This is a genomic window from Paraburkholderia bryophila (genome assembly GCF_013409255.1).
Taxonomy (GTDB): domain Bacteria; phylum Pseudomonadota; class Gammaproteobacteria; order Burkholderiales; family Burkholderiaceae; genus Paraburkholderia.
The window spans coordinates 2,551,951-2,578,387 of record NZ_JACCAS010000002.1; the positions used below are offsets into that span (position 1 = coordinate 2,551,951).

The window sequence follows — 26,437 nt, forward strand, 5'->3', positions numbered from 1 at the left end:
GCGCGGCATGGTTGTATGTCAGACAGGCCGCCTTGACCGTACCACCTGTTACACGCTATAGTTAGCATCACAAATGGGTTGCGACTACGCGGCCGGCGCTAGGCTCCAGGGACTACCTTGGGGCCTTTCGCTTTTCTAGGGGAAGATTTTTAGCCCGTTGCCTGAGACGGCGCCGAATGCCCCGGTAAAGAATTTCTTCTCCAGAATGCTGTAAGCGCGATTGGCTTGTCGGGGACGAAGCACCGAGAGGCCAATCGGGCGTGCCATTAAGTCGCAGAGCTGTAGCCCTTCCGAGTTGGCCTTCTTGTCGCAAATCACGACGTCGAATTCGTACTTGGCACCTGAGCGGTTGTCGCCGGCGCAGACGCGGCGGAATGCGAGCTCCAGATCTTTATCCTCTTTCGCACCGCGCGCCTCGCACACCACGTGCGTAAGCGTCTCATGCTGCGTCTGAAGTCGCAGAAAGTGTCGCACGCGCTCCAACCCGTATTGAATGCCAATGTGATACGGGTTGTACGGATGGGCATACCTATCGCGAAGCTTTCGCTTGTCGATCACAACGGCGATCACCGTGAGCGGCAATTCATCGATCAGCGCAGTCAGGCCGTTCATGAACGCTTCGCGAGGTTCTTTGCTCAGCTTCGCGAACGCTCCGCGTTTGCGGCGGATATCCGATTCGTGAAGCACCACGCAGTCGTGACCGAAAGTCTCAAATTTCAGACGCTTGATTCTCGGCACCATGACGTCGGCGTAATCACTTCTTTTGACGACGCAAAAGCACAACACGAACAGAGGATATTCGTCATCGATCACAGTCAGGCTGTGGTCGCCGCTTTCGTCGACGAAAACGATGTAGTCACTATGCATTAGGTCATTCGCGGGCTATCGCTTCGATGCCGGTCCGAACGCTTCGCGGCCCATCGACATCAGCGCCGCGCAGCATGGCTACTGAGTCAGACTTTCTCTGGCGCTAGCCGCCCGCAACCCCAGCTCGCTGCGCGAAAAATCGAACAACACGTCAAGCTTCTGCATGCCCATCAGTCCGATCACGATGCGATTGCCGTCCGGTTTTGCCTTGACGATCGTGACTTGCGCGTCGTCGTAGCGATGCACCCACTTACCCGAGCCGACCGCCGCGTCGTAGTTGCCGCGTTTGAGCACCTTGCCGACGTCGTCGTCGCCGGTCCAGTCCGGCGCCTTGTCCGTCTCGATGCGGATCATGTCGGTGCTCGCCGTCGCGAACACCAACGGCGCGCAAAAGGTCATCTTGTCGCCTACGTTCACGCAGCCTCGCGGCCATTGCGCCGTGCCGTCCTGGGCGACGACCATCGGCAGCAGCGTGTAGTCTTTCGTGAGCGCGTTCGACGGGCTCAGCAGCAGGTAAGGTTTCGCGAAGTTCGCATGCACCAGATACCGTTGACCGACGTTGCCGCCCAACGCGCGTAACGGCTGCGTGCAGCAACTGTCGTTCGGCTGGGCCGCGCCGATGCCGAACAGGCCGGAGAACGCCCAGCCGAATTCACCCGTGTAGCCGTCGAAGCCCACGCAACGCCGCGCGGTGGCCTGGCAATTCACCAGATCGACCGCCTGCACTGCAATTTGCGCCGTCTTGAGACCGGCGACGCTCATCGGCAACGTCACCGCCGCGCCGGAGATCTGCGCGCCGTTCGCCAGCGGCAGCGAACTCACCGGGCCGGCGTTCGGATAGTCCGCGCCAGGCAACGCCGATTTCAGTACGCGCACGCCTTGCGTGCCCGTATCGAGCGCGACATACAACGGTTTGCCGTCGAGTTGGACCGGCAGGCCGAGGCGCGCGTGATCCTCGTCGGCGCGCTCCACGTGCAGCGGGATCAGCAGGCCGTCGGCGCCACCGTTGATGAGCGCGGCCGTGGAGGCAGGCGGCGTGGGCGTGGGGAACGTGGTGGAGCAGCCGCTCAGCACGGCGAATACGGCGGTGGCGAGCAGCGGCGCCAGGGAACGACGACGCGGGAAGGCGCGCCTATCGGTGCAGCCGGAAAGGCGGGCACGACGGGCACGCAAGAGAGACGGCGAGGACAGCACGGACGACAGGAACGACAAGGACATAGATCACGCTTTGCAAAGAGGCGAGTCCCTGGCGAAGGCGATGCATCGTGATGCTGCGAGGTGACCGGCACGCGCGGCACTCGCGGCATTTTCACTGACTTGCCGCGGCGTCGCACGAAGAAACCGGGACGCTTGCTAACCTGCGGGCGGGAACACGCGTGGACAGGAGCGGCGACTCTACATGGCCGCTCAGGAGCACTTGCAAAGATGTGTCAACGCGGAATGAAGCGTCCCGATCGCGGGACACGTATCGACTTCAATAGTCCCGCGGCCGCCGGATCACGGTCGCCTGCGCGCGGCCCAGCGTGGCGCGGTCGAGCGCGGCGGTCAGCAGGCCGATCACATCGTCGAGCGTGCGCGAGGTCACTTCCACGCGAAAGGTCACGCGTTCATGTTGCTGGTCGACGGTGACGACGTAGAGGCGCAGATCGTCGCCGAGCGACGCGTGCAACGCGCGCCTTCCTTCGGCCGACGAGATGCCGGGCACGGTGACGTCGATGATGACGAGTGGAACGACGGGATGGGTACGGCGGCGAGTCACGCGCGAGGTGTGCGGTGCTTGCCGGGTGGCGATGCCGGACGTGTCGACGGAGGTGTGCATCGTGATTGCGCCGATGCGGCGAGGCGGCGCGCGTTGTTGATCCGTACCCACTCTATCGGCGCGCGTCTCAAGGACGCGCTAAAGCTGGCATGCGGCGAATCAAAATCGTGTTAACGCGCGTGCCCGCGTCATGCGGCCCGCGCGTTACACGCTCAAGCCTTCGCTGCCGCTTTCGCGTCATCCACCGCAACGCCGACACGCTCGACGAACTCGCGGTCGACGCTCATCAGCGCCTCGCGTTCGCCGGTCGCGGTTTTCACCATCAGCCGATGGGTGACGTCCTGGGTCGCCCACGTGAGCCAGCCGACCACCACGAGCATCGTGCCGCACACCATGCCGACCGGCGAGCTCAAGATGCCGCCGACAATCGCGCCGACGAGGCCGAGCGACGAGATCGTCAGCGGCAGGACCTTGTTCTTGGGCACAGTGACGACCTGCACGCCGACGATGTCGCGCAGCGGAAAGACCTGGCCGGCGGAGGAGAGCGCGTTGCGCGTGACCGACACGCCACGATCATTGAAAGGGGTTTCCATCGACTCGAAAGCAGGGAGTGGCAAAGGGCGCAGCGTATCAGACTTTGAATGTCGGAAGGGGTGGCCGGATCAAGCGCGCGACCTGTCGACGGGTGCGGCGTTTGCGCGCACTGCGCGGTAAGGCGACGCGGCGAGCGCGACTCACGCCGCCGTCAGGATGTCCGGTAATTCATTGTCCGGTACGGCGTTGTCCGGTAACGCGCCGTCGCTCCGCGATCCGATCAACTGGCTGCTGATAAAAGCCCAAAGCTGTTCGGTTGCCTTGCCCCGCTGTTTGATCGGCCGATAAAGGCGTATCTCCAGTTCGGTCGCCCAGATGTCCGAGCCGGCGCGAACCAGCGTTCCTTCGCTCAACTCTTTGGCGATACAGCTTTCCGGCAGCCAGCCGATTCCGTGGCCGGCCACGACCATTCCTTTCAACGCCTCCGACATATGCGTCTCGAAGCAGCGGAATAGTGAGTAAGGCTGCGTCGCGTTCATCAGCAGCATTTCGACGACGTTGCCGAGGAACGCGCCGGATGAATAGGCCAATAAAGGCAGCGGTCTGCTGCTCTTGCCGGGCAGTTCGAAGAGCGGCTTGCCGTCCTTGCCGGTCGCCGAGACCGGCACGATGCGCTCGATACCGAGCGTCATGAACGGAAAGTGATTGGGGTCGAGCGCGATGGGCAAATGCGGATGGTGATAACCGATCAGCAGATCGCAGTCGCCCGTGACGAGATGTTGCACGCCTTCGGGCACGTTCACCGCATGAACCCGCGCCATGATGTGGCCGAATTCGTCGGTCAGGCGTTTGAGCCATTCGGGAAAAAGCGTGAAGACGAGCGTATGCGCCACCGCGAAATGAACCACGTGGTCGTTTTCGGCGAACTTCTCATAACCGCCCACCAGATTACGTGCCGCATACATACTGCGCAGAATATCCGCTGCGAGACTGCGAAACATACGTCCGGCCGGCGTCAACATAATCGGCGTGACGCTGCGATCGACGAGTTTCGTGCCCATCCATGTTTCGAGCGCGACTATTCGTCTGCTGAAAGCCGACTGCGTGAGATGGCGGCTACGGGCCGACCGGGAGAAGCTCTTCGTCTCCGAAAGGCTGAGAAAGTCTTCCAACCACTTTGCTTCCATATTGATCACTTGTGTTGGGTGATTCGACAACCGGCATTCATGTGCCGCAACGACAACGCTAGCCTACCGTTTCTCAGAAAAAGAATATCGATGTTTTTTTCGATGGGGGTTAGTCGAAATATGCATGAGCGTTGCCCGCATCAATTCGGCTACATACCGTTCCTCCGTCTGTCGGCAGTCTTTTGTTAAAAAAACCGCGTGGGTATTTAACGATTTGCACGGTGGCGATCGTATGGAGACGTGTTCGCAAAAAACGGATTCCCGAGCCGCCGGCAATGACGTTGCGTTTGACGTGCACCATTAAAAGGATTGAACCGATTATGTCACTGCCTGAGCACAACTCTCCAGCATCCGCCGGTGGCCTGGATAAGAAAAGCTGGCTGGAATCGCACGAAGCGGGGTACGACAAGACCTTAGGCAATCGCCAGGTGCAGATGATCGCCATTGGCGGTGCGATCGGCACGGGCCTCTTTCTCGGCGCGGGCGCGCGCCTGCAAATCGCGGGTCCTTCGCTCGCGCTCGTTTATCTGGTTTGCGGCGCGTTCTCGTATCTGATCCTGCGCGCGCTGGGCGAACTGGTGATGCATCGGCCGAGCAGCGGCAGCTTCGTGTCGTACGCACGCGAGTTTCTCGGCGAAAAAGCCTCGTATGTAGCCGGCTGGATGTACTTCCTGAACTGGGCGATGACCGGCATCGTCGACATCACCGCCGTGGCGCTGTATATGCACTATTGGGCGGCGTTCTCGTCCGTGCCGCAATGGATCTTCGCGCTGATCGCGTTGTTCTTCGTCGCGGCGATGAACCTGATCGGCGTGAAATGGTTCGCCGAAATGGAGTTCTGGTTCGCGCTCATCAAGGTCGCCGCGATCACGCTGTTCCTCATCATCGGTTCGATCATTCTGGGGACGGGCGTTCACGTCGGCGGTCATGTATCGGGAATACATCTGATCGGCGAGAACGGCGGCCTGTTTCCGCACGGGTTGATGCCCGCGCTGGTGCTCGTGCAGGGCGTGGTGTTCGCCTTCGCTGGCGTCGAACTGGTCGGCACGGCCGCGGGCGAATGCAAGGACGCGCGCAAGGTGCTGCCGCGCGCCATCAATAGTGTGATCTGGCGTATCGCCTTGTTCTATGTGGGCTCGGTCGTGTTGCTGGTCTGCCTGTTGCCGTGGAGCGCCTACAAGGCGGGGCAGAGTCCGTTCGTCACGTTCTTCGCGGCACTCGGCGTGCCGGGTGTCGGCTCCGTCATGAACGTCGTCGTGCTGTCGGCCGCACTGTCGAGCTTGAACTCGGGCCTGTACTCGACCGGACGCGTGTTGCGCGCGTTGTCGATGGGCGGCTCCGCGCCGCAATTCCTGTCCCGCATGAGCGCGCAGTCGGTGCCGTACGCCGGCATTCTGATCACCGTCGCGATCTACGTCGTAGGTGTCGTACTGAACTATTTCGTGCCGTCGAGCGTGTTCGAAATCGTGCTCAACGTGGCGTCGCTCGGCATTCTCAGCACGTGGGGCTTCATCGTGGTGTGCCAGATGAAGTTCCGTCAGGCGGTGGCGCGCGGCGAAGCCGAGCCGGTGAGTTTCAGAATGCCGGGCGCGCCGGTGACGTCGTGGCTGACGCTGGCGTTCCTGGTGGGCGTGCTGGTGCTGATGGCACTCGACTATCCGAACGGCACGTGGACGGTCGCGTCGATTCCGGTGGTGGGTCTGATCCTGGTCGCCGGCTGGTACGGCGTGCGGCGCCGCGCCCATTCGATGATGATGAAGCCGACGATTCCGTCGGTGGCCTTGACCCGTAGCGTGCTCGAGGACAGCGCGGGCTGACCCGGCCCGGCGCATCCGCCGGCCGCGTCGACAACAACAACCGCAACAACGACGGAGAACAGAAGTGAAGCCATTCGACGAGATGCTGACGTCCGCTGACGGGGTCCGCGCTCCCTATGAACTGCTCAAGCAATGGCTCGATGTGCAGAATCCCGCCAATCTCGCGCAAAAGGCGGATGACGCGGAGAGCGTTTTCCGCAGGACGGGTATCACGTTCGCCGTGTATGGCGAGGAAGAGGCCGCGGAGCGGCTGATTCCGTTCGACATCATTCCGCGCATCATCGCGAGTCACGAATGGACGCGCCTGTCGCAAGGCATCGAACAGCGCGTGATCGCTCTCAACGCCTTCCTCGACGATATCTATCATCGTCAGGAGATCGTGCGCGCCGGGTTGATTCCGAAGGAACTGATCGCCCGCAACGAGGCCTTCCTGCCGGAGATGATCGGGTTCCGGCCGCCGGGCAATGTCTATACGCACGTCATCGGCGTGGACATCGTACGGACGGCCGAAAACGAGTTCTACGTGCTCGAGGACAACGCGCGCACACCGTCCGGCGTCTCCTACATGCTGGAGAACCGCGAGACGATGATGCAGTTGTTCCCCGAACTGTTTCAGCAGGTCCGCGTGCGGCCGGTCGAAGCCTATCCGCAACTGCTGCGCGAATCGCTGGCCGCCGTGTGTCCGCCGGGCGGCAATCAGGCGAATCCGGCGATCGCGGTGCTGACGCCCGGCATCCACAACTCGGCGTATTACGAGCACGCGTTTCTCGCCGATCAGATGGGCGTGCATCTGGTCGAGGGCAGCGACCTCCAGGTCGTGGACGGCCGCGTGGCGATGCGCACAACGGAAGGCTTCCGCGCCATCGACGTGCTGTATCGCCGGCTCGACGACGCCTATCTCGATCCGCTGACGTTCCGCTCCGACTCGGTGCTCGGCGTCGCCGGCATCATGGACGTCTATCGCGCCGGCAACATCACGATTGCCAACGCACCGGGCACCGGTATCGCGGACGACAAGGCGATCTATTCGTACATGCCGGAAATCGTCGAGTTCTACACGGGCCGCAAGTCGATCCTCGAGAACGTGCCGACGTGGCGATGTTCCGAACCGGACAGCCTGAAATACGTGCTGGACCATCTCGACGAACTGGTCGTGAAGGAAGTTCACGGCTCGGGCGGCTACGGCATGCTGGTCGGACCCGCCGCGTCGAAGAAAGAGTGCGAGATGTTCGCCGCCAAACTCAAGGCCCGTCCGGGCAACTACATCGCGCAACCGACGCTCGCGCTGTCCACCACGCCGATCCTGACCGAGAAAGGTCTCGCGCCGCGCCACGTCGATCTTCGGCCCTTCGTGCTCGTCTCGGACCGCATTCGCATCACGCCGGGCGGCCTGACGCGGGTCGCGTTGAAGGAAGGCTCGCTGGTGGTCAATTCGAGCCAGGGCGGCGGCACCAAGGACACCTGGGTGCTGGCCGACTGAGCGCGGACCGCGGATCGCCTCGCCGCCGGCATCTTCCTGAAGAGACCGGCGCAGGGCAAAGAAAACCGACATTGGAGTTGCACGGGACATGCTTCTTGGACGTACAGCAAGCGGGCTCTACTGGATGCACCGCTACATAGAACGCGCGGAAAACATCGCGCGAATCGTCGACGCCGGATTGCGTATGGCGCTGACCCGCACTTCCGACGCGCAGGCAACGTGGGCGTCCGTGATGGTGACTTCCGGCGCGGAAGAGGGGTTCCGCGAAAAACACGATGCGCCTACCGCGGAGACCGTGTCCGACTATCTATTGCGCGACGGCCACAATGCGTCGAGCGTTCTGTCGTGCATCGAGGCGGCGCGTTCGAATGCCCGCATGGTGCGCACGGCGCTCACGCGCGAGGCGTGGGAAAGCGTCAACGAAGCCTGGATGGTGGTGAAGCAGGTACTGGCCACGCCGGTGGTGGCGAGCGAGTTGCCCGTCGTGCTCGGTCAGATCAAGCGGCAGGCCGCGCTGATTCGCGGCACCTTCCACGGCACGATGCTGAGAAACGAGATTTTCAATTTCGCGCGCGTCGGCACTTTCATTGAGCGTGCCGACAACACCGCGCGCATTCTCGACGTCAAATACCATTTGCTGCTGCCGGCGGTGTCCTATGTCGGCACCACGCTCGACAACTACCAGTGGGAGTCGATCCTGCGCTCGGTCGACGCGCATCGATCGTACCGCTGGGTCTACGACGCGCAGTACAAGCCGGCGAATATCGCGGACTATCTGATTCTCAACGGCCGCATGCCGCGCTCGTTGAACTTCTGCTATCTGAGCATCGTCGAGAACCTCGCGTATGTGGCGCAAGACTACGGCGTCACGCACGCCTGCCATCAGACCGCCGACATCACGCTCGCCACGCTGCGCGACAACAGCGTCAAGCAGATTTTCTCGCAAGGCCTGCACGAATTTCTCGAAGGCTTCATGGGCCAGAACAACCGGCTCGGCGGTGAAATCGCCGACACCTACAACTTCGATTGAGACCGGTCATGCGTATCGCCATTCGCCACACCTCGCACTATCAGTACGATCAGCCGGTTCCCTACGCGTTGCAACGGCTGAGATTGCAGCCGCCGTCCTGCCCCGGGCAGACGGTGCTGGACTGGCAGGTCTCCGTCGACGGTGTCGAGCCCGGCATCTCCTACGTGGACGGTCTGGGTAATCAGGTCAGTCTCGTGCAGTACCAACGCAACGTACGCGAGATCGTCGTGGTCGCGGCGGGCACGGTCGAAACGGAAGACCGTGCCGGTATCTTCGGCGCGGTCGACGGCCTTGCGCCGCCGTGGATCTTCGAGCGCGACACGCCGCTGACGCGGGCCGGTAAATGGGTCGACGCGCTCGCCGCGGACCTGCGCGCCGAAGGCCCGCCGCTTCAGGCGCTGCATGCGGCGATGAGCACGATCCACGACCGCATCGTGTACCGGCCCGGCAGGCGCGCCGTGAGCGAGGACGCGGAAACGGTGTTGCTCAACGGCCAGGGAAGCAGCCGCGACATCGCGCATGTTTTCATCGCCGTGGCGCGCGCGCTCCCTTTGCCGGCGCGATATGTGTCGGGCTATCTGCTGATGGACGGTGTCGCGAATCAGACCACGAGACACGCGTGGGCCGAGGTGTATCTCGACGGCCTCGGTTGGGTCGGCTTCGACGCGGCCAACAACACGTGTCCGGACGAGCGCTACGTGCGTGTCGCCATCGGCATCGACTATCGCGACGCGATGCCCGTATCCGGCGTTCGCACCGGTCAGGGCACCGAAACGCTGACCGTCGAAATCAGCGTGTCGGCGGCGCAAGGTCAAGGCCAGAGTCAAAGTCAAAGTCAAAGTCAACTTTGACCGATCGGTCCGACGCCTCGTTGCCGGTCGCGGCGATGGGGTGCGTATCAACATTCCTAGTCACGTTTTCATGGAGGCAGTATGTCGAATTCCACTCACCTGGTGAGCGAACTCAACGACCCGTCGGAACACCCCGCGCTCGCTAACGGCCCGGAAACGGAGAGGGATACGGATGCGGTATCCGGCAAGGTGCGCGCGCGCCTCAAACGCGCGAAGCAGAAGGCGGCCGACGCGCAGGTCATCGTCATCGAAAAGGGGCGCAAGTCCGCCAGGGCCGCCAACGACTACGCGCACGACCGTCCCTGGACGACGGCCGGCGTGGCGCTGGGGATCGGCGTGCTGGTCGGTTTGCTGATCGGCCGGAAGTAGGCCCGAAGCAGGCCCAAAGCAGGCCGCCCGTCTCAGCGACGTTCAGCGACATCGGCATCTCCACCCGTCGAACAGAAATAGAAACGTCATCCATGTCCATTCACGTCGCGCTGCATCACGTCACCCACTACCGCTACGACAAGCCGATCAACCTCGGTCCGCAGGTCGTGCGGCTGCGGCCCGCGCCGCATTGCCGGACACCGATCCTGTCGTATTCGTTGCAGGTCGAACCCGCCGGGCACTTCGTCAACTGGCAGCAGGACCCGTTCGCCAACTACATGGCGCGGCTGGTCTTCCCCGAGAAAACCGGCGGGTTCAGGATCGCCGTCGATCTGGTGGTGGAGATGTCGGTCTACAACCCCTTCGACTTCTTTCTCGAAGAGCGCGCCCAGACGTTTCCGTTCCGCTACGACGACGCGCTGCGCGATGAACTGGCGCCGTACCTCGCCGGCGATCCCGCCACGCTGGCGACGCCGGCTTTTCGTTCGTACGTGGCGGGCATCGACCGCTCGATCGACGGCACGATCGATTTTCTCGTCGCGCTCAACTGCAAGCTGCAGCAGGACATCGGGTATCTCGTGCGGATGGAGCCCGGTGTGCAGAGCCCCGCGCGGACACTCGAACTGCGTTCCGGTTCGTGCCGCGACAGCGCGTGGCTGCTGGTGCAGATATGCCGCCATCTCGGGCTCGCCGCGCGCTTCGCGTCGGGCTATCTGATCCAGCTCAAGCCCGACGTCAAATCGCTCGACGGCCCCAGCGGCGCCGAGGTTGACTTCACCGATCTGCACGCGTGGTGCGAGGTCTACCTGCCGGGCGCGGGCTGGATCGGCTTCGATCCGACCTCCGGTTTGCTGGCAGGCGAGGGGCATATTCCGCTCGCCTGCACACCGCAGCCGATGAGCGCCGCGCCGGTGGAAGGTCTGGTCGACGAATGCGAGGTCGAGTTCTCGCATGAAATGAACGTGACGCGCATCCATGAGTCGCCGCGTGTGACCCGTCCGTACACGGAAGCGCAATGGCAGGAGGTGTTGTCGCTCGGGCAGGCGGTAGACGCGGATTTGCGGGCCGGCGACGTGCGGCTGACGCAAGGCGGCGAGCCGACCTTCGTCGCGATCGACGGGCGCGACGGCGCCGAGTGGAACACCGAGGCGCTCGGGCCGACCAAGCGCGGTTACGCGACCGAACTGCTGCAGCGATTGTGCGCGGAATACGGGCAAGGCGGCTTTCTGCACTTCGGTCAGGGCAAGTGGTATCCCGGCGAACAGTTGCCGCGCTGGGCGCTGTCGATCTTCTGGCGCACGGACGGTCAGCCGGCCTGGCGCAACCCGGCGCTGTTCGCCGACGAGCGCGTGCCGTCGTACTACACGGCGGACGACGCACGGCGTTTCATCGCGGCGCTCGCGGACCGTCTCGGCCTCGGCGGCGACACCATCCTGCCGGGCTATGAGGACGTCTGGTACTACCTGTGGCGCGAGCGCCGTCTGCCGGTCAACGTCGACCCGTTCGACGCGCGCCTCGACGACGAACTCGAACGCGCCCGCCTGCGCCAGGTGTTCGACCGGAAACTCGACAGCGTGGTCGGCTATCTGCTTCCGCTCAGTCCGTCGGAGAACGGAGCGGGGCCGCGCTGGCGGACCGGGCCGTGGCTCTTCCGCGACAAACGCATGTATCTGTACCCGGGCGATTCGCCGATGGGTTTTCGTCTGCCGCTCGACGCGCTGCCCTGGGTCAGCGAGAGCGACTATCCGTACACGGTGGAGCGCGATCCGTTCGCGTCGCGCGACGCGCTACCAGGCGCGGACGCGTTGCGCGCGCGGTATGCCGGCGTGGACCGTGCCCCGGCAGGGCCGGCCGGAAGAGCCGAAGCCACAGCCGGACGTACCGCCGATCGCACGGCCGCGCGAACGCTGATGCAACGGCCGAACGTCGACGTTGATGCCGATGCCGATGCCGATGCCGCACGCTATCCGAAACGTCACGAATCGGCGGCGTGGACCAAGCGCACGGCGCTGTGCGTCGAAGCGCGCAACGGCATGCTGTATGTGTTCATGCCGCCGCTCGCCGAGCTCGAAGACTATCTCGACCTGCTGGGCGCGATCGAAGCGACCGCGGAGGAACTGGTCGTCGACTTGGTGCTGGAAGGCTATCCGCCGCCGCGCGACGCGCGTCTGACGATGCTGCAGGTCACGCCGGACCCCGGCGTCGTCGAAGTCAATATTCATCCGGCGCACGACTTCGACGAACTCGTGCAGCGTACCGAGTTTCTCTATGACGCCGCCCACCAGTCGCGTCTGTGCAGCGAGAAGTTCATGGTGGACGGCCGTCACACCGGCACGGGCGGCGGCAATCACTTCGTGCTCGGCGGCGCGACGCCGGCCGACAGTCCGTTCCTGCGCCGCCCCGATCTGCTCGCGAGTCTGATTGCGTACTGGCACAACCATCCGTCGCTGTCGTATCTGTTTTCGGGGCTGTTCGTCGGGCCGACCAGCCAGGCACCGCGTGTCGACGAGGCGCGCAACGACCAGGTCTACGAACTGGAAATTGCGCTCGGCGAGATAGAGCGTCACCGGCAGCGCCTCGGCGCGGAGATGCCGCCGTGGCTCGTCGACCGGATGCTGCGCAACGTTCTGATCGACGTGACCGGCAACACGCACCGCAGCGAATTCTGTATCGACAAGCTGTATTCGCCCGACTCCGCGACCGGCCGTCTCGGCCTGCTGGAGCTACGCACATTCGAGATGCCGCCGCACGCGCGCATGAGCATCGCGCAGCAACTGCTGCTGCGCGCCTTGATCGCGCGTTTCTGGAAGCAGCCGTACACGGTGCGTCTGACGCGTTGGGGAACGGCGCTGCACGATCGCTTCCTGTTGCCGTCCTTCCTGAAGATGGATTTCGCGGACGTGCTCGCCGAGATGAACGAAGCAGGCTACGGGTTCGACACGGCGTGGTTCGCGCCGCATTTCGAATTCCGCTTCCCGTCGTATGGACAGGTGAGTGCGCGCGGCATTCAGCTCAGCCTGCGCGGCGCACTGGAACCCTGGCACGTGATGGGCGAAGAGAACACGTCCGGCGGCACGGCGCGTTACGTCGACTCGTCGCTCGAACGGTTGGAGGTGCACGTGAGCGGCCTCAACGACAATCGCTACGTCGTCACCGTCAACGGCCAGGCACTGCCGTTGCAACCGACCGGCACGGTCGGCGAATACGTGGCCGGCGTCCGCTACAAGGCATGGGCGCCGTCGTCCGCGCTGCATCCCACCATCGGCGTGCACGCGCCGCTGACCTTCGACATTGTCGACACGTGGATGCAGCGTTCGCTCGGCGGTTGCCAGTATCACGTAGCGCATGCGGGCGGGCGCAGCTACGACACGCTGCCGGTTAACGCATACGAGGCGGAAAGCCGGCGTCTCGCGCGCTTCTTCAGCATGGGGCACACGCCGGGCAGGATGACGGTGGAACCCGCCACGCCGAGCCGGGAGTTTCCGGCGACGCTGGATCTGCGCCGGACGAACTGACGGCGCGAACGGCGCTAGATGGCAAGACATGGCACGACAAGGCGCGAGGGCCCGGCGGAGACACCGGCCCTCGCGCAGCATCACCCCACATGACACAACGAGAACCCGGAAGTGCTTTCAACTCAATCAGAAGACCCGGCGGCCGATGACAGGTCGAACGCGGCGCCTGTCCGGACGCGCCCCGTCGAAAACGCCGCCGGATCGACAGCCGATCGGGCGCGCGTCGCCGAATCCGGCCGCTACGATGAACTTCGCGGCAGCGCCGCCGCGACCGAGGCCACGCCGCCGATGGCACACTGGCGCGAATTCTTCGCGCAGCTCGACGGCGACGGTCCCGCCGGTCTCGACAAGCGCCTCGAGATTCTGCGGCGCCGCGTGCGCGACAACGGCATAACCTACAACGTTCATGCGGATGCCCGCCAGGGCGCCACGCGGCCGTGGTCGCTCGATCTGTTTCCGCTGCTTATCACGCCGGGCGATTGGGCCGGCATCGAGCGCGGCGTGCTGCAGCGTACGCGGCTGCTCAATGCGATGCTCGACGATCTGTACGGACCGCAAACCATCCTGCGTGACGCCTTGTTGCCGCCCGCGCTGGTGACCGGCCACCCCGGCTATGTGCGGACCATGCACGGCGTGCGTCCCGCCGGCGGGACGTGGCTGCATATCGCCGCGTTCGATCTGGCGCGCGCGCCGGACGGCGAGTGGCGGCTGGTATCGCAGCGTACCCAGGGACCGTCGGGCCTCGGCTATCTGCTGGAAAACCGCCTGATCGTCTCGGGCCTGTTTCCGCAGCCGTTCCACGATCTTCGCGTGCAGCGCCTCGCCGCCAGCTATCGGGCGTTGTTGCAGAGCATGCAGGACATGAGCCCGGCGGGACGCAACTCGCGCATCGTGCTGCTGACGCCGGGGCCGCTCAGCGAAACCTATTTCGAGCACGCGTACCTGGCGCGCTATCTGGGGCTGACGCTGGTCGAAGGCAGCGATCTCTCGGCGCGCGACAACCGTCTGTACCTGAAGACGCTGCAGGGCCTGGAGCCGGTGCACGGTGTGCTCGGCCGCCTCGACGACGATTATCTCGATCCGCTCGAACTGCGCCCGGATTCGGCATTGGGCGTGCCGGGACTGTTGCAGGCGATGCGTGCCGGCAACCTGCTGCTCGCCAATGCGCCGGGCGCCGGTTTCCTGGAATCGCCCGGCATGCTCGGCTTTCTGCCGGGGCTCGCCGAACGTCTGCTCGGCGAGCCGCTGCTGCTTTCGTCGGTGCCGACGTGGTGGTGCGGCGAGCAACTCGCCTTCGACGAAGCGATGCCGCAGTTGGCGCAGTCCGTGATCAAGCCGACCTATCCGCCCGGCGTGCAGGGCGGCGAGCGCTTCGAGCCGGTGATCGGCGGCACGCTGTCGGCGGCGATGCTCGACACGTGGCGCGCGCGCATCGCGGCGCAACCGGACAACTACACGGTGCAGAGCTGGCTGCCGTTCTCGCAGGCGCCGACATGGCGCAGCCGCGACGCGGACACCGGCCCGGCACATGAACGCATCGTGCCGTGCTCGGCCACGCTGCGCGTCTTCGTGATCTCGGACGGCCCCGGCGCCTGGCGCGTGCTGCCGGGCGGGCTCACGCGTATCGCGAGTCCGGACCGCTTGTCCAACGTGTCGATGCAGCGCGGCGGCAGCAGTGTCGACACCTGGGTCATGACCGAGGGCGCGGTCGACGCGACGACGATGCTGCGCGAGCATCTGGGTCCCGACGATCTGCTCAAGCGCTCGCGCACCATCTCCAGCCGCGCGGCCGAGAATCTGTTCTGGCTCGGACGCTATACCGAACGCTCGGTGAATATCGCACGCCTCGCGCGCGCGGCGCTCGATCGTCTGGGCGCCGAGGTCGACGACGACAGCACCGCGCAGGTCCTCGTTCTCGACGCGTTGTGCCGCGAAAATCGCATGATTCCCGCCGACACGCCGCCCGCTTCGCATTCGCCGCGCGAGTTCGAGCGCGCGCTGAGCGCGGCGCTGTTGCGCACCGACGACGGCCTGACCAGCGTCGCGTTCTGTCTGCAAGGCATGTGCGGCACGGCCGCCGCGATCCGCGAGCGCCTGTCTCGCGAGCAATGGCGGCTGATTGCCGACGCGCTCGGCCAGTTCGACGAATCCGGACGGACCGCAAGCGGCGCACGCGGCTGGTCCAGTCACGAGGCGCTACGCGCGTTGGAGCGGCTGAACATTCATCTCGGCGCGATCACCGGCGCGCAGACCGACCATATGACGCGCGACGACGGCTGGCGTCTGCTGTCGATCGGGCGGCAGATCGATCGTCTGGAGTTCCTCGGCGGCGTGCTCGCCACGGCGTTCGGCACGGGCGCGGTCCACGAACACGACGGCTTCGAGCTGGTGCTCGAACTGTTCGACAGCGCCATCACCTATCGCTCGCAATTTCAGCGCCATTTCGACATCGCGCCGCTGCTCGATCTGCTCGTGCTGGACGCGGACAATCCTCGCTCACTGGCATGGGTGGCGCAGACGCTGCGCGGACGTTTGTCCAAGGTCGAGCGTAGCGAGCGTCATGAACTGTCGGACCTCGCCCGCATCGTGCCGGAGATTGCCGCCTGGCCGTTGCGCGAGTTGTGCGAGCCGGGGCAGGACGGCCTTTACCGGCCGCTGCTGGACCGTCTGACCGCATGCCGCGATGCGCTCTGGAAGTTATCCGAGCGCATCGGCGAGCGCTATTTCAGTCATGTGCGTGAAGCCGAAACGACGCTGTGGGGCTAGAAAGAAACCGATCATGAACATCACTGAACAGTTCGTGCAGCAGAAGCGATCCGACGACGCCGGACGCCTGTTACGCGTGACGCACGAAACGCATTACCAATATTCCGCGCGCGTCGATCATGCCCACCATCAGGCGTGTCTTCATCCGAAAGAAACGCCGCGTCAGCGGGTGCTCGATTTTTCGCTGGAGGTGAGACCCGAACCGGGCCTCGTCGGCGCCAGGACCGATACGTTCGGCAACCGGCGTTACTTCTTTTCACTCGATCAGCCGCACGACGAGTTGCTCGTGTGCAGCCGCAGTCTGGTTCAGGTCCGCGCACCGGAACTGGCCGCCGCCGTCTCCGGCGCGACGCCGCCGGCGATCGCCAACCCCGCCGGCTGCCACGCCAGTGCGTGGGAAACGGTCCGCGAGCGCCTCACGTATCGTGCGGGCCAACCGTATGACGCGGCCAGCGAATTCACCTATGCGTCGATGTATGTCGCCCGCCATCCGGAGTTGGCGCGCTACGCGGCGGCCAGCTTCACGCCTGGCCAGGCGCTGGTGCAGGCGGCGTGGGATCTGATGCAGCGTATCCACGAGGACTTTACCTATGCGTCCAACAGCACGGAGGTGACGACGACCGCGCTCGACGCATTGGCAATGCGGCGCGGCGTCTGCCAGGATTTCGCTCATGTGCTGATCGGCGCGCTGCGCTCGCTGGGGCTGGCGGCCCGCTATGTCAGCGGCTATCTGCTGACCCAGCCGCCACCCGGCAAGCCGCGCCTGATTGGTGCCGACGCGTCGCATGCGTGGGCCGAAGTCTACGATCCGGCGTGGCCCGAAGACAACGGCTGGCTGCAACTGGACCCGACCAACAACCGCGCGCCCGGCGACGATTACGTCGTGCTCGCGACCGGCCGCGACTACGCGGACGTGGCGCCGCTGCGCGGCGTGATTCGCGGCGGCGGCAGCGAGCATGCGTTGACGGTGGGCGTGACCGTCGATCCGCTCGACGAATCGCCGGCCGCGCGAGCGGCCGGCAACGCCGAAGCTTGAACGCTGAAGGCCGTCGCTTCGACGGCCTTCAGCGCACTACGTGACAGCCTCATCGCTCAGTTCAGGTCCTGCACGAGCGGCGTGGCGTGCCAGATCTGCTCCGCGTATTCCGCGATGGTTCGATCGGACGAGAAGGCGCCCATGCCGGCCGTGTTGAGAATGGTGCGCCGGGTCCATTCGCGCTGGTGGCGATACAGTTCGTCGACCCGGTCCTGCGCCGCGACATAGCTCGCATAGTCCGACAGCAGCAGATAGTGATCGCCCCAACTGACCAGCGTGTCGAAGATCGACTGGAAGCGTTGCGGTTCGTCGGGCGAGAAATAGCCGTCGCGAATCTGATCGAGCGCGAGCTTGAGTTCGGCGTTCTGCTCGTAGATCTCGCGCGGCAGATAACCGTGCGCGCGCAGCGCTTCGATCTGCTGCGTGGTATTGCCGAAGATAAAGATATTGTCCGCACCGACGTTGTCGCGGATTTCGATGTTGGCGCCGTCCAGCGTGCCGATGGTCAGCGCGCCGTTGAGCGCGAACTTCATGTTGCCGGTCCCGGACGCCTCGGTCCCCGCGGTGGAAATCTGCTCGGACAGATCGGCGGCGGGAATGATGATCTCGGCCAGACTCACGCTGTAGTTCGGAATGAAGACGACCTTCAGGCGATCGCGTACGCGCGGATCGTGATTGATCTTGCTGGCGACGTCGTTGATGAGTTTGATGATGTGCTTGGCCATGTGATAAGCCGAAGCCGCCTTGCCCGAGAAGATCACCGTGCGCGGCACCCAGTCGGCGTCCGGGTTGGCCAGGATGCGGTTATAACGCGTGACCACGTGCAGCAGGTTCAGGAGCTGCCGTTTGTATTCGTGAATGCGTTTGACCTGTACGTCGAACAGCGAATCGGGCGACAGCGTCACGCCCAGATGCGTGCCGACCCATGCGGCCAGACGCTGTTTATTGACGTGCTTCGCGGCGCGGAACGCGGCGGCGAAATCGGGGTCGTCCGCGTATCGCGCGAGGCCCGCCAACTGATCGAGATGACGGCGCCAGTCGGGACCGATGAGGTTGTCGATCAGTTTCGACAAGGACGGGTTGGCTTGCGAGAGCCAGCGTCGCGGTGTGATGCCGTTGGTCTTGTTGTTGAAACGCTCGGGGAAGAGGCGCGCGAAGTCGGCGAAGATCGACTGCTTCATCAACTCGGAATGCAATTGCGACACGCCGTTGATCCGATGGCTGGCCACCACGGCGAGATAGGCCATTCGCACACGCCGTTCGCCGTGTTCGTCGATCAGCGAGACGCGGCGCATCAACTCGACGTCCTCGCCGAAACGCGTCGTGATCTGCGCGATGAAATCGGCGTTGATCTCGAAGATGATGTTCAGATGGCGCGGCAGCACGCGGCCCAGCATGTCGACCGGCCAGGTTTCGAGTGCTTCGTGCATCAACGTGTGATTGGTGTACGAGAAGACCTTCTCCGTCAGCGCCCAGGCTTTGGCCCACGGCACCTGGTGTTCGTCGACGAGAATCCGCATCAGTTCGGGGATCGCCAGCACGGGGTGCGTGTCGTTCAGGTGGATCGCGACGTGATCCGGCAACGCTTCAAAACCCGTATGGTTCATCAGGTAGCGGCGCACCAGATCCTGCAGGCTGGCCGCGACGAAGAAGTATTCCTGGCGCAGCCGCAGTTCGCGGCCGGAGAGCGTCGAATCATCCGGGTACAGCACGCGCGAGACGTTCTCGGAGTGGTTTTTGTTCTCCACCGCGTCGAAGTAATTGCCCTGGTTGAAGGCGGCCAGATTGATTTCGCTGCTGGCTTTCGCCGACCAGAGGCGCAACGTGTTGGTCGCTTCGGTCGCGTAACCCGGAATGATGGTGTCGTACGCCATGGCCAGCACGTCGTGCGTGTCGAGCCAGCGCGTGACGTTGCCTTCACGCTCCACACGGCCGCCGAAGCGAATCCGGTATTGCACTTCCGGCCGCGGGAATTCCCACGGGTTGCCGTCGTTCAGCCAGTAGTCCGGGCTTTCCACCTGGTGGCCGTCGATAATCTGCTGTCTGAACATGCCGTAGTCGTAGCGGATGCCGTAGCCGAAGCCCGCCACGCCGAGCGTCGCCATCGAGTCGAGGAAGCAGGCGGCGAGCCGTCCCAGACCGCCGTTGCCCAAGGCGGCGTCGCTCTCGAGATTGACGATCTGATCGAAGTCCACTTCGAGTTCGGCCAACGCCTGCTTGACGTTCTGGTGAATGTCCAGCGCCAGCAGCGCATTCGTAAATGTCCGGCCGATCAGAAATTCCATCGAGAGGTAATACACGCGCTTGGCGTCCTGCGCGTACTGGGCACGCGTGGTCTTCATCCAGCGCTCGACCAGCCGGTCGCGGACGGCGAGCGCCGTGGCTTGCAACCAGTCCTGCGGTCGCGCCGCGATCGGGTCCTTGCCGACCGCATAGATCAGCTTGTTGGAAATCGAAGTCTTCAGCGCCGCGACGTCGGTCGCCAGGTGATCGTATTTGAAGTCGTTGAGTTTCATTGATGAGTCGTTCGTTGAGAGTTTGATCGGATGCGGGCGCCGCGTCGCGCCGCGCTGTGTCAGGTCGTCGCCGGCTCCGGTCAGGCGGCGATCTGGCGATAGAGCGACACGTACTGCGTCGCCGCAGTGTCCCAGCCGAAGCGTTGCTGCATGCCGCGCTTCTGCACCTGTTTCCAGTCGGCCTTGCGGTCGTAAAGCGCGAACGCGCGACGCACGGCGACGTCTAGCGCCCGGTCGTCGAAGCGCCCGAACACGAAGCCGGTCGCCGAGTCGTCGGCGAGGTTTTCCAGTGCGGAATCCACGACCGTATCGGCGAGGCCGCCCACGCTGCGCACGAGGGGCAGCGTGCCGTATTTGAGGCCGTAGAGCTGGGTGAGTCCGCACGGCTCGAAGCGCGACGGCACGAGAATGACGTCGCTGCCGGCGATGATGCGATGCGACAGCGCCTCGTCGTAGCCGATCGTCACGGCGACGGACTCAGGGTGCGCGGCGGCGCAGGCCCGGAACGCGTCTTCGAGATCGGCGTCGCCGCTGCCGAGCAGGACGAACTGGCCGCCACGTCGAACGATGTCCGGCAGGACCGCGAGGATCAGACCCAGGCCTTTCTGTTCGGTCAGCCGGCTGACGACGCAGAAGAGGGGCGCGTTGCCGCGCACGGCGAGGCCGGTCTGCTGCTGAAGCGCCGCCTTGCACTTCGATTTGCCGGCGATGGAACGGCTGTCGTAGCGAGCGGCGATCAACGCGTCGGCGGTGGGATGCCACACCGTGTCGTCGACGCCGTTCAGAATGCCGTGCAGATCCTGCGAGCGACGCTGCAACAAGCCATGCAAGCCGTAACCCTGCTCGTGGCCGTGAATTTCCCGGGCATAGGTGGGGCTGACGGTGGTGATTTTGTCCGCGTAGTACAGCCCCGCCTTCAGGAAGGAAAGCTGGCCGTGAAACTCCACGCCGTCGACGTCGAAATACCCGGCGGGCAGGTCCAGCTCACTGAACGCCTGGTGAGAGAACATGCCCTGATACGCGAGGTTGTGAACGGTGAAGACGCTCGCGGCGAGCTTCTGCCCGGTGGACTGTTCCGCCGCCCGGAGATAGGCGGGCATCAGTCCCGCATGCCAGTCGTGACCGTGCACGATCTGCGGCTGCCAGAACGAATCGAGTCCCTGGGCGAGGCGCGCGGCGACCCAACTCAGCAGCGCGAAGCGGCGATGGTTGTCCTGATACGGCTGGCGATTCGCATCCGCGTACGGGTTGCCGGGCCGGTCGTACAGCGCGGGCGCGTCAATGACATACGCCGCGATGCCGCTCTCCGGCAACACGCCGTAGTAAAGCCGGATGACGTCGGCGCCGAAGCGCGGCGGCAGTTCCGCGACCAGCTTCCGATCGCGGATGCCGTCGCGGATATCCGGGAAACCCGGCAGCAGAATGCGTGCATCGCAACCCAGTTCGACCTGGGCCGGCGGCAAACCCGCGGTGACGTCCGCCAGTCCGCCGGTTTTCAGCAGCGGATAGACTTCAGCACAAACATGAAGCACACGCATGGGCAGTCCTTGCAATTACCATGATTGGGTTTTCGTGAGCGAGCGCGTCAACGATTCTCGAGCATGTCCTTGGTGACCAGCACCACGCCGCTCGCGCTGCGGTGAAAGCGTTTGGCATCGAGCTCCGCGTCTTCGCCGATCACCGTGCCCGCGGGCACTTTGCAGCCGCGATCGATCACCACCTGGCTCAGCCGGCAATTCCGGCCAATGTCGCATTGCGGCAGGATGACCGCCTGATCGATCGCGCAGAACGAGTGGATGCGCACGCTCGAAAACAGCACCGAGTTGGAGACGTGCGAGCCCGAGACAATGCAACCGCCCGAAATCAGCGTGTTGAACGTCACGCCGTGATTGCCGTCCGTGTCGTGCACGAACTTGGCGGGCGGCAGTTGTTCCTGATGCGTCCAGATCGGCCAGTCGCGGTCGTAGATATTCAGTTCGGGCGAGGTCGAGGCGAGATCGAGGTTGGCTTTCCAGAATGCGTCGACGGTGCCGACGTCGCGCCAGTAGGGCGCGGCGCGGCTCGCGGCCGGCACGCTGGACATGCCGAGCGGATGCGCGAACGCGCGGCCCGCGCGGACCGCGAGCGGGATGATGTCCTTGCCGAAATCGTGACTCGATTGCGGATTGGCGAGGTCTTCCGCAAGCAGTGAATCGAGATAGGTCGCGCTGAAAACGTAGATGCCCATACTCGCCAGCGCCACTTCGGAATTGCCGGGCATGCCGGGCGGATCCGCGGGCTTTTCGATGAAGTCGACGACCTTGCGCGAACTGTCGACGGCCATCACGCCGAAGGCCGTCGCTTCCGCTTTCGGCACTTCGATACAGCCCACGGTCACGCCAGCGCCGGTCTCCACGTGATCCAGCAGCATCTGCGCGTAATCCATCTTGTAGATGTGATCGCCCGCCAGCACCAGCACGTATTCCGGACTGTACGAACGCAGAATGTCGAGGTTCTGGTACACCGCATCGGCGGTGCCTCGATACCAGTGTTCTTCATTCACGCGCTGCTGCGCCGGCAGCAGATCGATGAACTCGTTCATCTCGCCGCGCAGGAAACTCCAGCCGCGTTGCAGATGTCGCAACAGTGAATGCGACTTGTACTGGGTCACGACGGCGATACGCCGGATGCCGGAGTTGAGGCAGTTGGAGAGGACGAAATCGATGATGCGGAACTTGCCGCCGAAATAGACCGCCGGCTTGACGCGGTGGCTGGTCAGTTCGTGCAGGCGAGAGCCGCGGCCGCCGGCCAGCACGAGGGCGACGGTGCGATTGATCAACTGACGGGACGAGGCGAGGTTGTCTACGCTCTGTTGCATCATCAAATCTCCATGTGGTTATAGTGGGTCTATTCGTAGCCGGACGTCGATGAAATGGAATCAGGTCGTCACGGTCGGCCGATGCCGGTCGGTGCGCGCCGCGATTCCCGCTACCTGATCGGCGACGGCGATCAGGCCGGACAGCGCGTGTTGAGTCGGCATGTCGTGCCGGGCCGGATCGGCTTCGTATCGTTCGAGATAGACCCGCAGCGTCGCGCCCTCGGTGCCCGTTCCGGACAGGCGGAAGACCACGCGCGAGCCGTCGGAAAACACCAGACGTATGCCCTGATTCCGCGAAACGGAGCCGTCCACCGGGTCGGTGTAGGCGAAGTCGTCGGCGAGGGCGACGGTGTAGCCGTGCAGCGTTTGTCCCGGCAGCGAGGCCAGCTTGCCGCGCAGGTTCGCCATCAGCGCGTCGGCGGCGGCGCTGTCCACGGCCTCGTAATCGTGGCGCGAGTAATAGTTGCGTCCGAAACGGGCCCAGTGTTCGCGCACCAGCGTTTCGACCGACTTGCCGGTGACGGCCAGCACGTTCAGCCAGAACAGCACGGCCCACACGCCGTCTTTCTCGCGGATATGCAGCGAGCCGCTGCCGTAACTTTCTTCGCCGCATAGCGTGGCCATGCCGGCGTCCAGCAGATTGCCGAAGAATTTCCAGCCGGTCGGGGTTTCGTAGCAGGGCACGCCGAGCGCCGCCGCGACGCGGTCGGCCGCCGTCGAGGTCGGCATCGAACGGGCAATGCCCGCGATACCGGCGCGATAGCCCGGCACGCGCGTCGCGTGCACGGCGAGGATCGCGAGACTGTCGGACGGCGTGACGTCGAAGCGGCGGCCGACGATCATGTTGCGGTCGGCGTCGCCGTCCGACGCCGCGCCGAAATCGGGCGCCTGCGCGCTTGCCATATACGCAATCAACTCGGCGGCATTGACGGGATTCGGATCGGGATGATGGCCGCCGAAGTCTTCCAGCGGCTCGCCGTTCGTCACGGTGCCCGCCGGCGCGCCCAGCATGTCTTCGAGAATGACCTTCGCGTAGGGACCCGAGACGGCGTGCATGCCGTCGAAGCGCATCGTGAAGCCGCGCGCGAACAGGGCGCGAATCGACTCGAAGTCGAACAGGTCCCGCATCAGTTCCGCGTAATCGGTGACCGGATCGATGATCTCGACCTGCATGCCGTCGAGCGTCGTGTGACCGATGCGGTCGAGATCGAGGTCGGCCGCGTCGCTGATCCGGTACTGCGCGAGCGTGGCGGTTCGCGCGTAAATGGCCTCGGTGATTTTCTCCGGCGCGGGGCCGCCGTTGCCGATGTTGTATTTGATGCCGAAGTCGCCGTCCGGACCGCCCGGGTTGTGACTCGCCGACAGCACGATGCCGCCGAACGCGCCGTGTTTGCGAATCGCGCAACTCAGCGCGGGCGTCGACAGCAGACCGCCGCGCCCTACCAGCACTTTGCCGAAACCGTGCGCCGCCGCCATCCGCACGATGATCTGAATCGCGTGCCGGTTGTGGAAACGGCCATCTCCGCCCAGGACCAGGGTCTGTCCGGCGCTGCCTTCGAGCGAATCGAAAATCGACTGCACGAAGTTTTCGAGGTAGTGCGGCTGTCGGAACACGGACACTTTCTTGCGCAGGCCGGACGTGCCGGGCCGTTGGCCGGCAAAGGGCTGGGTTGCGAGGGTGAGGATGGCCATCTGTTCTCCTTCATGCCGTTCGACGCGTTCTGAAACTCGCGGCGCTGATGCGAGTGGGCGGTGATGCAGTGTTATGCGGCGGACGTCAGGGGGATCTCGTGGCGTCGGCCGATGAAACCGCCATCAGCACGCCGTGCGCGGGCACCGTGAGGCGAACCTCGGCGGGGTAGGGTTCGATGCCGGGATCGGCGCTGTCGAGCAGCACGCGCCATGCTCCGCGAGGCAGCGTGAAGTCGACCGCGTGCGCCCTCGCGTTGAACAGCAGCAGGCAAGGTTCGTCGCCAGCGGCGCCGAGGCGGATGCCGATACAGCAGCGGCTTCGGGCTTCCCACTCCGCGACGGTGAGCGCGTGGCCGTCGGGCGTCAGCCAGGCGATGTCGGGATGACCGTCGGCTTGTGGCGCGCCGTCGTACCAGTGCGCATGACGCAGTGCCGGATAGCGTTTTCTGAGCGCAATCAGACGGGCCGTGTACGCGGCCAGTTCGAGATCGGCTTCGGCCCAGTCGAGCCACGACACCGCGTTGTCCTGGCCATACGCATTGTTGTTGCCGCGTTGCGTGCGGCCGATCTCATCGCCGGCGAGCAGCATGGGCGTGCCTTGCGAAAAAAACAGCGTGGCGAGCAGCGCGCGTTGCAGCAGGGTTCGCAAGCGCAGCACGGCGTGATCCGTCGTTTCGCCTTCCACGCCGCAATTCCAGCTATGGTTGTGGTGATGTCCGTCGCGGTTGTGTTCGCCGTTGGCGTCGTTATGTTTGTGGTTGTAGCTGACCAGATCGCGCAGCGTGAAACCGTCGTGCGCCGCGATGAAGTTGACGCTGGCGCTCGGCAAGCGCGTGTCGTGCCGGAAGCAGTCGCTGGACGCCGCGAAGCAGCGCGCGAAGTCGCCCAGCGAGCGCTCCTGATGCAGCCAGAACGCGCGCATGGTGTCGCGGTATCGATCGTTCCATTCGAGCCAGCCGGCGGGGAAGCGGCCGAGTTGATAGCCGTCCGGGCCGATGTCCCACGGTTCGGCGATCAGTTTGACGCGCGCCAGCACCGGGTCCTGGCGGACCGCGGTCAGGAACGCCGCGGTGGCCGAGAAGCTGTGCGCGCCGCGCGCCAGGATCGGCGCCAGATCGAAGCGGAAACCGTCGACATGCATCTCCTCGACCCAGTAGCGCAGCGAGTCCATCACCAGTTGCAATACGCGCGGTTCGGCGAGGTCGAGACAGTTGCCGCAACCGGTCCAGTTTTCGTACAGCGCGGCATTGTCCGCGCGCAAACGGTAGTAGAGCGCGTTGTCGATGCCGCGAAAACTCAAGGTCGGGCCGTGTTCGTCCGTTTCGGCCGTGTGGTTGTACACCACGTCCAGGATGACCTCGATATGGCGAGTGTGCAACGCGCGCACCATGTCGCGGAATTCGCTGATCGGCGTGCTGCCTTGACGGCCGGACCAGTAGCGCGTTTCGGGCGCGAAGAACGCGATGCTCGAATAGCCCCAGTAATTGCTCAGTTCCGCGCGTTGCAGCCGCGCTTCGTCCGCGCGGTGATGGACCGGCAGCAGACTCACGGTCGTCACGCCGAGTGTCTGCAAGTGGTCGAGCATCGCGGTGCTGGCGAGACCCGCATACGTACCGCGCGAACGCGCGGCGACATCGGGGTGCCGTTGCGTGAGTCCTTTCGGATGGACCTCGTACAGGATCGTCTCGGCGAGCGGCACACGCGGCGGCGTATCGCCGCGCCAGTCGTATGGCTCGTGAACGACACGCGCCTTGAGCGCGATCGCCGCGTTGTCGGCCGGATCGGGTTGCCGCGCATTGCTCGCGTCGTGGCCGTTGAAGCCGTCCTGGCCGCGATACTGTCCGACCACCAGCCGCGCATAGGGATCGAGTAGCACCTTGTTCGGATTGAAACGGTGACCGTGCTGCGGCGCGTACGGGCCGTCGACGCGGTAGCCGTAAACCAGCCCGGGTTCGCCGCCTTCGAGGTAGCCGTGCCAGACGCCGTGTTCATTGCCCGGCAAGGCCAGACGCGCCAGTTCGCCGTGGCCTTCGGCGTCGAACAGACACAACTCGACCGCGCGCGCATGCGGCGCCACCAGCGCGAAATTCACGCCGCGGCCGTCCCAGTGCGCGCCGAGCGGATAGGGCGCCCCGGTTGTCAGATTGCGTGCGATGGACAT

18 protein-coding genes are annotated in these 26,437 nt (G+C 64.5%); 8 read left to right on the forward strand and 10 right to left on the reverse strand.

Going from position 1 to position 26,437, the window contains the following annotated elements:
* Positions 1–135: 135 nt before the first annotated feature.
* From GGD40_RS32410 to GGD40_RS32430, 5 genes are all read right to left on the reverse strand, one after another.
* Complete coding sequence (locus tag GGD40_RS32410; protein ID WP_179746374.1) at positions 136–867, reverse strand: DUF3800 domain-containing protein; 732 nt, start codon at positions 865–867, stop codon at positions 136–138.
* Between the two features lie 78 nt (positions 868–945).
* Entirely contained in the window at positions 946–2,085 is a 1,140-nt protein-coding gene (locus tag GGD40_RS32415) for a hypothetical protein (protein WP_257030647.1), read from the reverse strand.
* Positions 2,086–2,341: 256 nt separating this feature from the next.
* Positions 2,342–2,686: a hypothetical protein gene (locus GGD40_RS32420; RefSeq protein ID WP_257030648.1), complete on the reverse strand. Its 345-nt coding sequence runs from the start codon at positions 2,684–2,686 to the stop codon at positions 2,342–2,344.
* Positions 2,687–2,838: 152 nt separating this feature from the next.
* On the reverse strand, positions 2,839–3,219 hold the full coding sequence (locus tag GGD40_RS32425) for a DUF6232 family protein (protein ID WP_179710047.1): 381 nt from the start codon (positions 3,217–3,219) through the stop codon (positions 2,839–2,841).
* Between the two features lie 141 nt (positions 3,220–3,360).
* Complete coding sequence (locus GGD40_RS32430; RefSeq protein WP_179710046.1) at positions 3,361–4,347, reverse strand: LysR substrate-binding domain-containing protein; 987 nt, start codon at positions 4,345–4,347, stop codon at positions 3,361–3,363.
* A 320-nt stretch (positions 4,348–4,667) separates the two neighbouring features.
* Here GGD40_RS32430 and ansP point away from each other — a divergent pair, with 320 nt between their 5' ends.
* The 8 genes from ansP (at position 4,668) to GGD40_RS32470 (ending at position 17,211) form a co-directional block, all read left to right on the forward strand.
* Positions 4,668–6,164: an L-asparagine permease gene (gene ansP, locus GGD40_RS32435; protein ID WP_179746375.1), complete on the forward strand. Its 1,497-nt coding sequence runs from the start codon at positions 4,668–4,670 to the stop codon at positions 6,162–6,164.
* Positions 6,165–6,228: 64 nt separating this feature from the next.
* Positions 6,229–7,644 (forward strand): circularly permuted type 2 ATP-grasp protein, encoded by a 1,416-nt coding sequence (locus tag GGD40_RS32440; RefSeq protein ID WP_179710044.1) that lies wholly within the window; start codon positions 6,229–6,231, stop codon positions 7,642–7,644.
* 88 nt (positions 7,645–7,732) lie between these two features.
* Entirely contained in the window at positions 7,733–8,674 is a 942-nt protein-coding gene (locus tag GGD40_RS32445) for an alpha-E domain-containing protein (RefSeq protein WP_179746376.1), read from the forward strand.
* A gap of 8 nt (positions 8,675–8,682) precedes the next feature.
* Complete coding sequence (locus GGD40_RS32450; protein ID WP_179746377.1) at positions 8,683–9,525, forward strand: transglutaminase family protein; 843 nt, start codon at positions 8,683–8,685, stop codon at positions 9,523–9,525.
* A gap of 81 nt (positions 9,526–9,606) precedes the next feature.
* Complete coding sequence (locus GGD40_RS32455) at positions 9,607–9,894, forward strand: DUF883 family protein (RefSeq protein ID WP_179710038.1); 288 nt, start codon at positions 9,607–9,609, stop codon at positions 9,892–9,894.
* Positions 9,895–9,986: 92 nt separating this feature from the next.
* Positions 9,987–13,409, forward strand: a complete 3,423-nt coding sequence (locus tag GGD40_RS32460) for a transglutaminase family protein (RefSeq protein WP_179746378.1) — start codon at positions 9,987–9,989, stop codon at positions 13,407–13,409.
* Between the two features lie 111 nt (positions 13,410–13,520).
* Entirely contained in the window at positions 13,521–16,175 is a 2,655-nt protein-coding gene (locus tag GGD40_RS32465; RefSeq protein WP_373565389.1) for a circularly permuted type 2 ATP-grasp protein, read from the forward strand.
* 13 nt (positions 16,176–16,188) lie between these two features.
* A complete protein-coding gene (locus GGD40_RS32470; protein WP_179746379.1) occupies positions 16,189–17,211 on the forward strand; it encodes a transglutaminase family protein in 1,023 nt (340 codons plus the stop codon).
* A 56-nt stretch (positions 17,212–17,267) separates the two neighbouring features.
* On the opposite strand, the gene GGD40_RS32475 is transcribed toward GGD40_RS32470, so the two are convergent.
* From GGD40_RS32475 to glgX, 5 genes are all read right to left on the reverse strand, one after another.
* On the reverse strand, positions 17,268–19,727 hold the full coding sequence (locus tag GGD40_RS32475) for a glycogen/starch/alpha-glucan phosphorylase (RefSeq protein WP_179746380.1): 2,460 nt from the start codon (positions 19,725–19,727) through the stop codon (positions 17,268–17,270).
* Positions 19,728–19,807: 80 nt separating this feature from the next.
* Positions 19,808–21,271: a glycogen synthase GlgA gene (gene glgA / locus GGD40_RS32480; RefSeq protein WP_218901576.1), complete on the reverse strand. Its 1,464-nt coding sequence runs from the start codon at positions 21,269–21,271 to the stop codon at positions 19,808–19,810.
* A 41-nt stretch (positions 21,272–21,312) separates the two neighbouring features.
* Entirely contained in the window at positions 21,313–22,587 is a 1,275-nt protein-coding gene (gene glgC / locus GGD40_RS32485; RefSeq protein ID WP_179710027.1) for a glucose-1-phosphate adenylyltransferase, read from the reverse strand.
* A gap of 57 nt (positions 22,588–22,644) precedes the next feature.
* Complete coding sequence (locus tag GGD40_RS32490; RefSeq protein WP_179746382.1) at positions 22,645–24,276, reverse strand: alpha-D-glucose phosphate-specific phosphoglucomutase; 1,632 nt, start codon at positions 24,274–24,276, stop codon at positions 22,645–22,647.
* 85 nt (positions 24,277–24,361) lie between these two features.
* Positions 24,362–26,437, reverse strand: a complete 2,076-nt coding sequence (gene glgX / locus GGD40_RS32495) for a glycogen debranching protein GlgX (protein WP_179746383.1) — start codon at positions 26,435–26,437, stop codon at positions 24,362–24,364.

Bases quoted from the DNA above. Each gene is read 5' to 3' on its own strand.
- GGD40_RS32425 (WP_179710047.1), bottom strand. From the start codon at position 3,219: ATGGAAACCCCTTTCAATGATCGTGGCGTGTCGGTCACGCGCAACGCG.
- GGD40_RS32430 (WP_179710046.1), bottom strand. From the start codon at position 4,347: ATGGAAGCAAAGTGGTTGGAAGACTTTCTCAGCCTTTCGGAGACGAAG.
- GGD40_RS32420 (WP_257030648.1), bottom strand. From the start codon at position 2,686: ATGCACACCTCCGTCGACACGTCCGGCATCGCCACCCGGCAAGCACCG.
- GGD40_RS32470 (WP_179746379.1), top strand. From the start codon at position 16,189: ATGAACATCACTGAACAGTTCGTGCAGCAGAAGCGATCCGACGACGCC.
- GGD40_RS32490 (WP_179746382.1), bottom strand. From the start codon at position 24,276: ATGGCCATCCTCACCCTCGCAACCCAGCCCTTTGCCGGCCAACGGCCC.
- glgC (WP_179710027.1), bottom strand. From the start codon at position 22,587: ATGATGCAACAGAGCGTAGACAACCTCGCCTCGTCCCGTCAGTTGATC.
- GGD40_RS32410 (WP_179746374.1), bottom strand. From the start codon at position 867: ATGCATAGTGACTACATCGTTTTCGTCGACGAAAGCGGCGACCACAGC.
- glgX (WP_179746383.1), bottom strand. From the start codon at position 26,437: ATGTCCATCGCACGCAATCTGACAACCGGGGCGCCCTATCCGCTCGGC.
- GGD40_RS32445 (WP_179746376.1), top strand. From the start codon at position 7,733: ATGCTTCTTGGACGTACAGCAAGCGGGCTCTACTGGATGCACCGCTAC.
- GGD40_RS32460 (WP_179746378.1), top strand. From the start codon at position 9,987: ATGTCCATTCACGTCGCGCTGCATCACGTCACCCACTACCGCTACGAC.
- GGD40_RS32415 (WP_257030647.1), bottom strand. From the start codon at position 2,085: ATGTCCTTGTCGTTCCTGTCGTCCGTGCTGTCCTCGCCGTCTCTCTTG.
- GGD40_RS32475 (WP_179746380.1), bottom strand. From the start codon at position 19,727: ATGAAACTCAACGACTTCAAATACGATCACCTGGCGACCGACGTCGCG.
- ansP (WP_179746375.1), top strand. From the start codon at position 4,668: ATGTCACTGCCTGAGCACAACTCTCCAGCATCCGCCGGTGGCCTGGAT.
- GGD40_RS32455 (WP_179710038.1), top strand. From the start codon at position 9,607: ATGTCGAATTCCACTCACCTGGTGAGCGAACTCAACGACCCGTCGGAA.
- GGD40_RS32450 (WP_179746377.1), top strand. From the start codon at position 8,683: ATGCGTATCGCCATTCGCCACACCTCGCACTATCAGTACGATCAGCCG.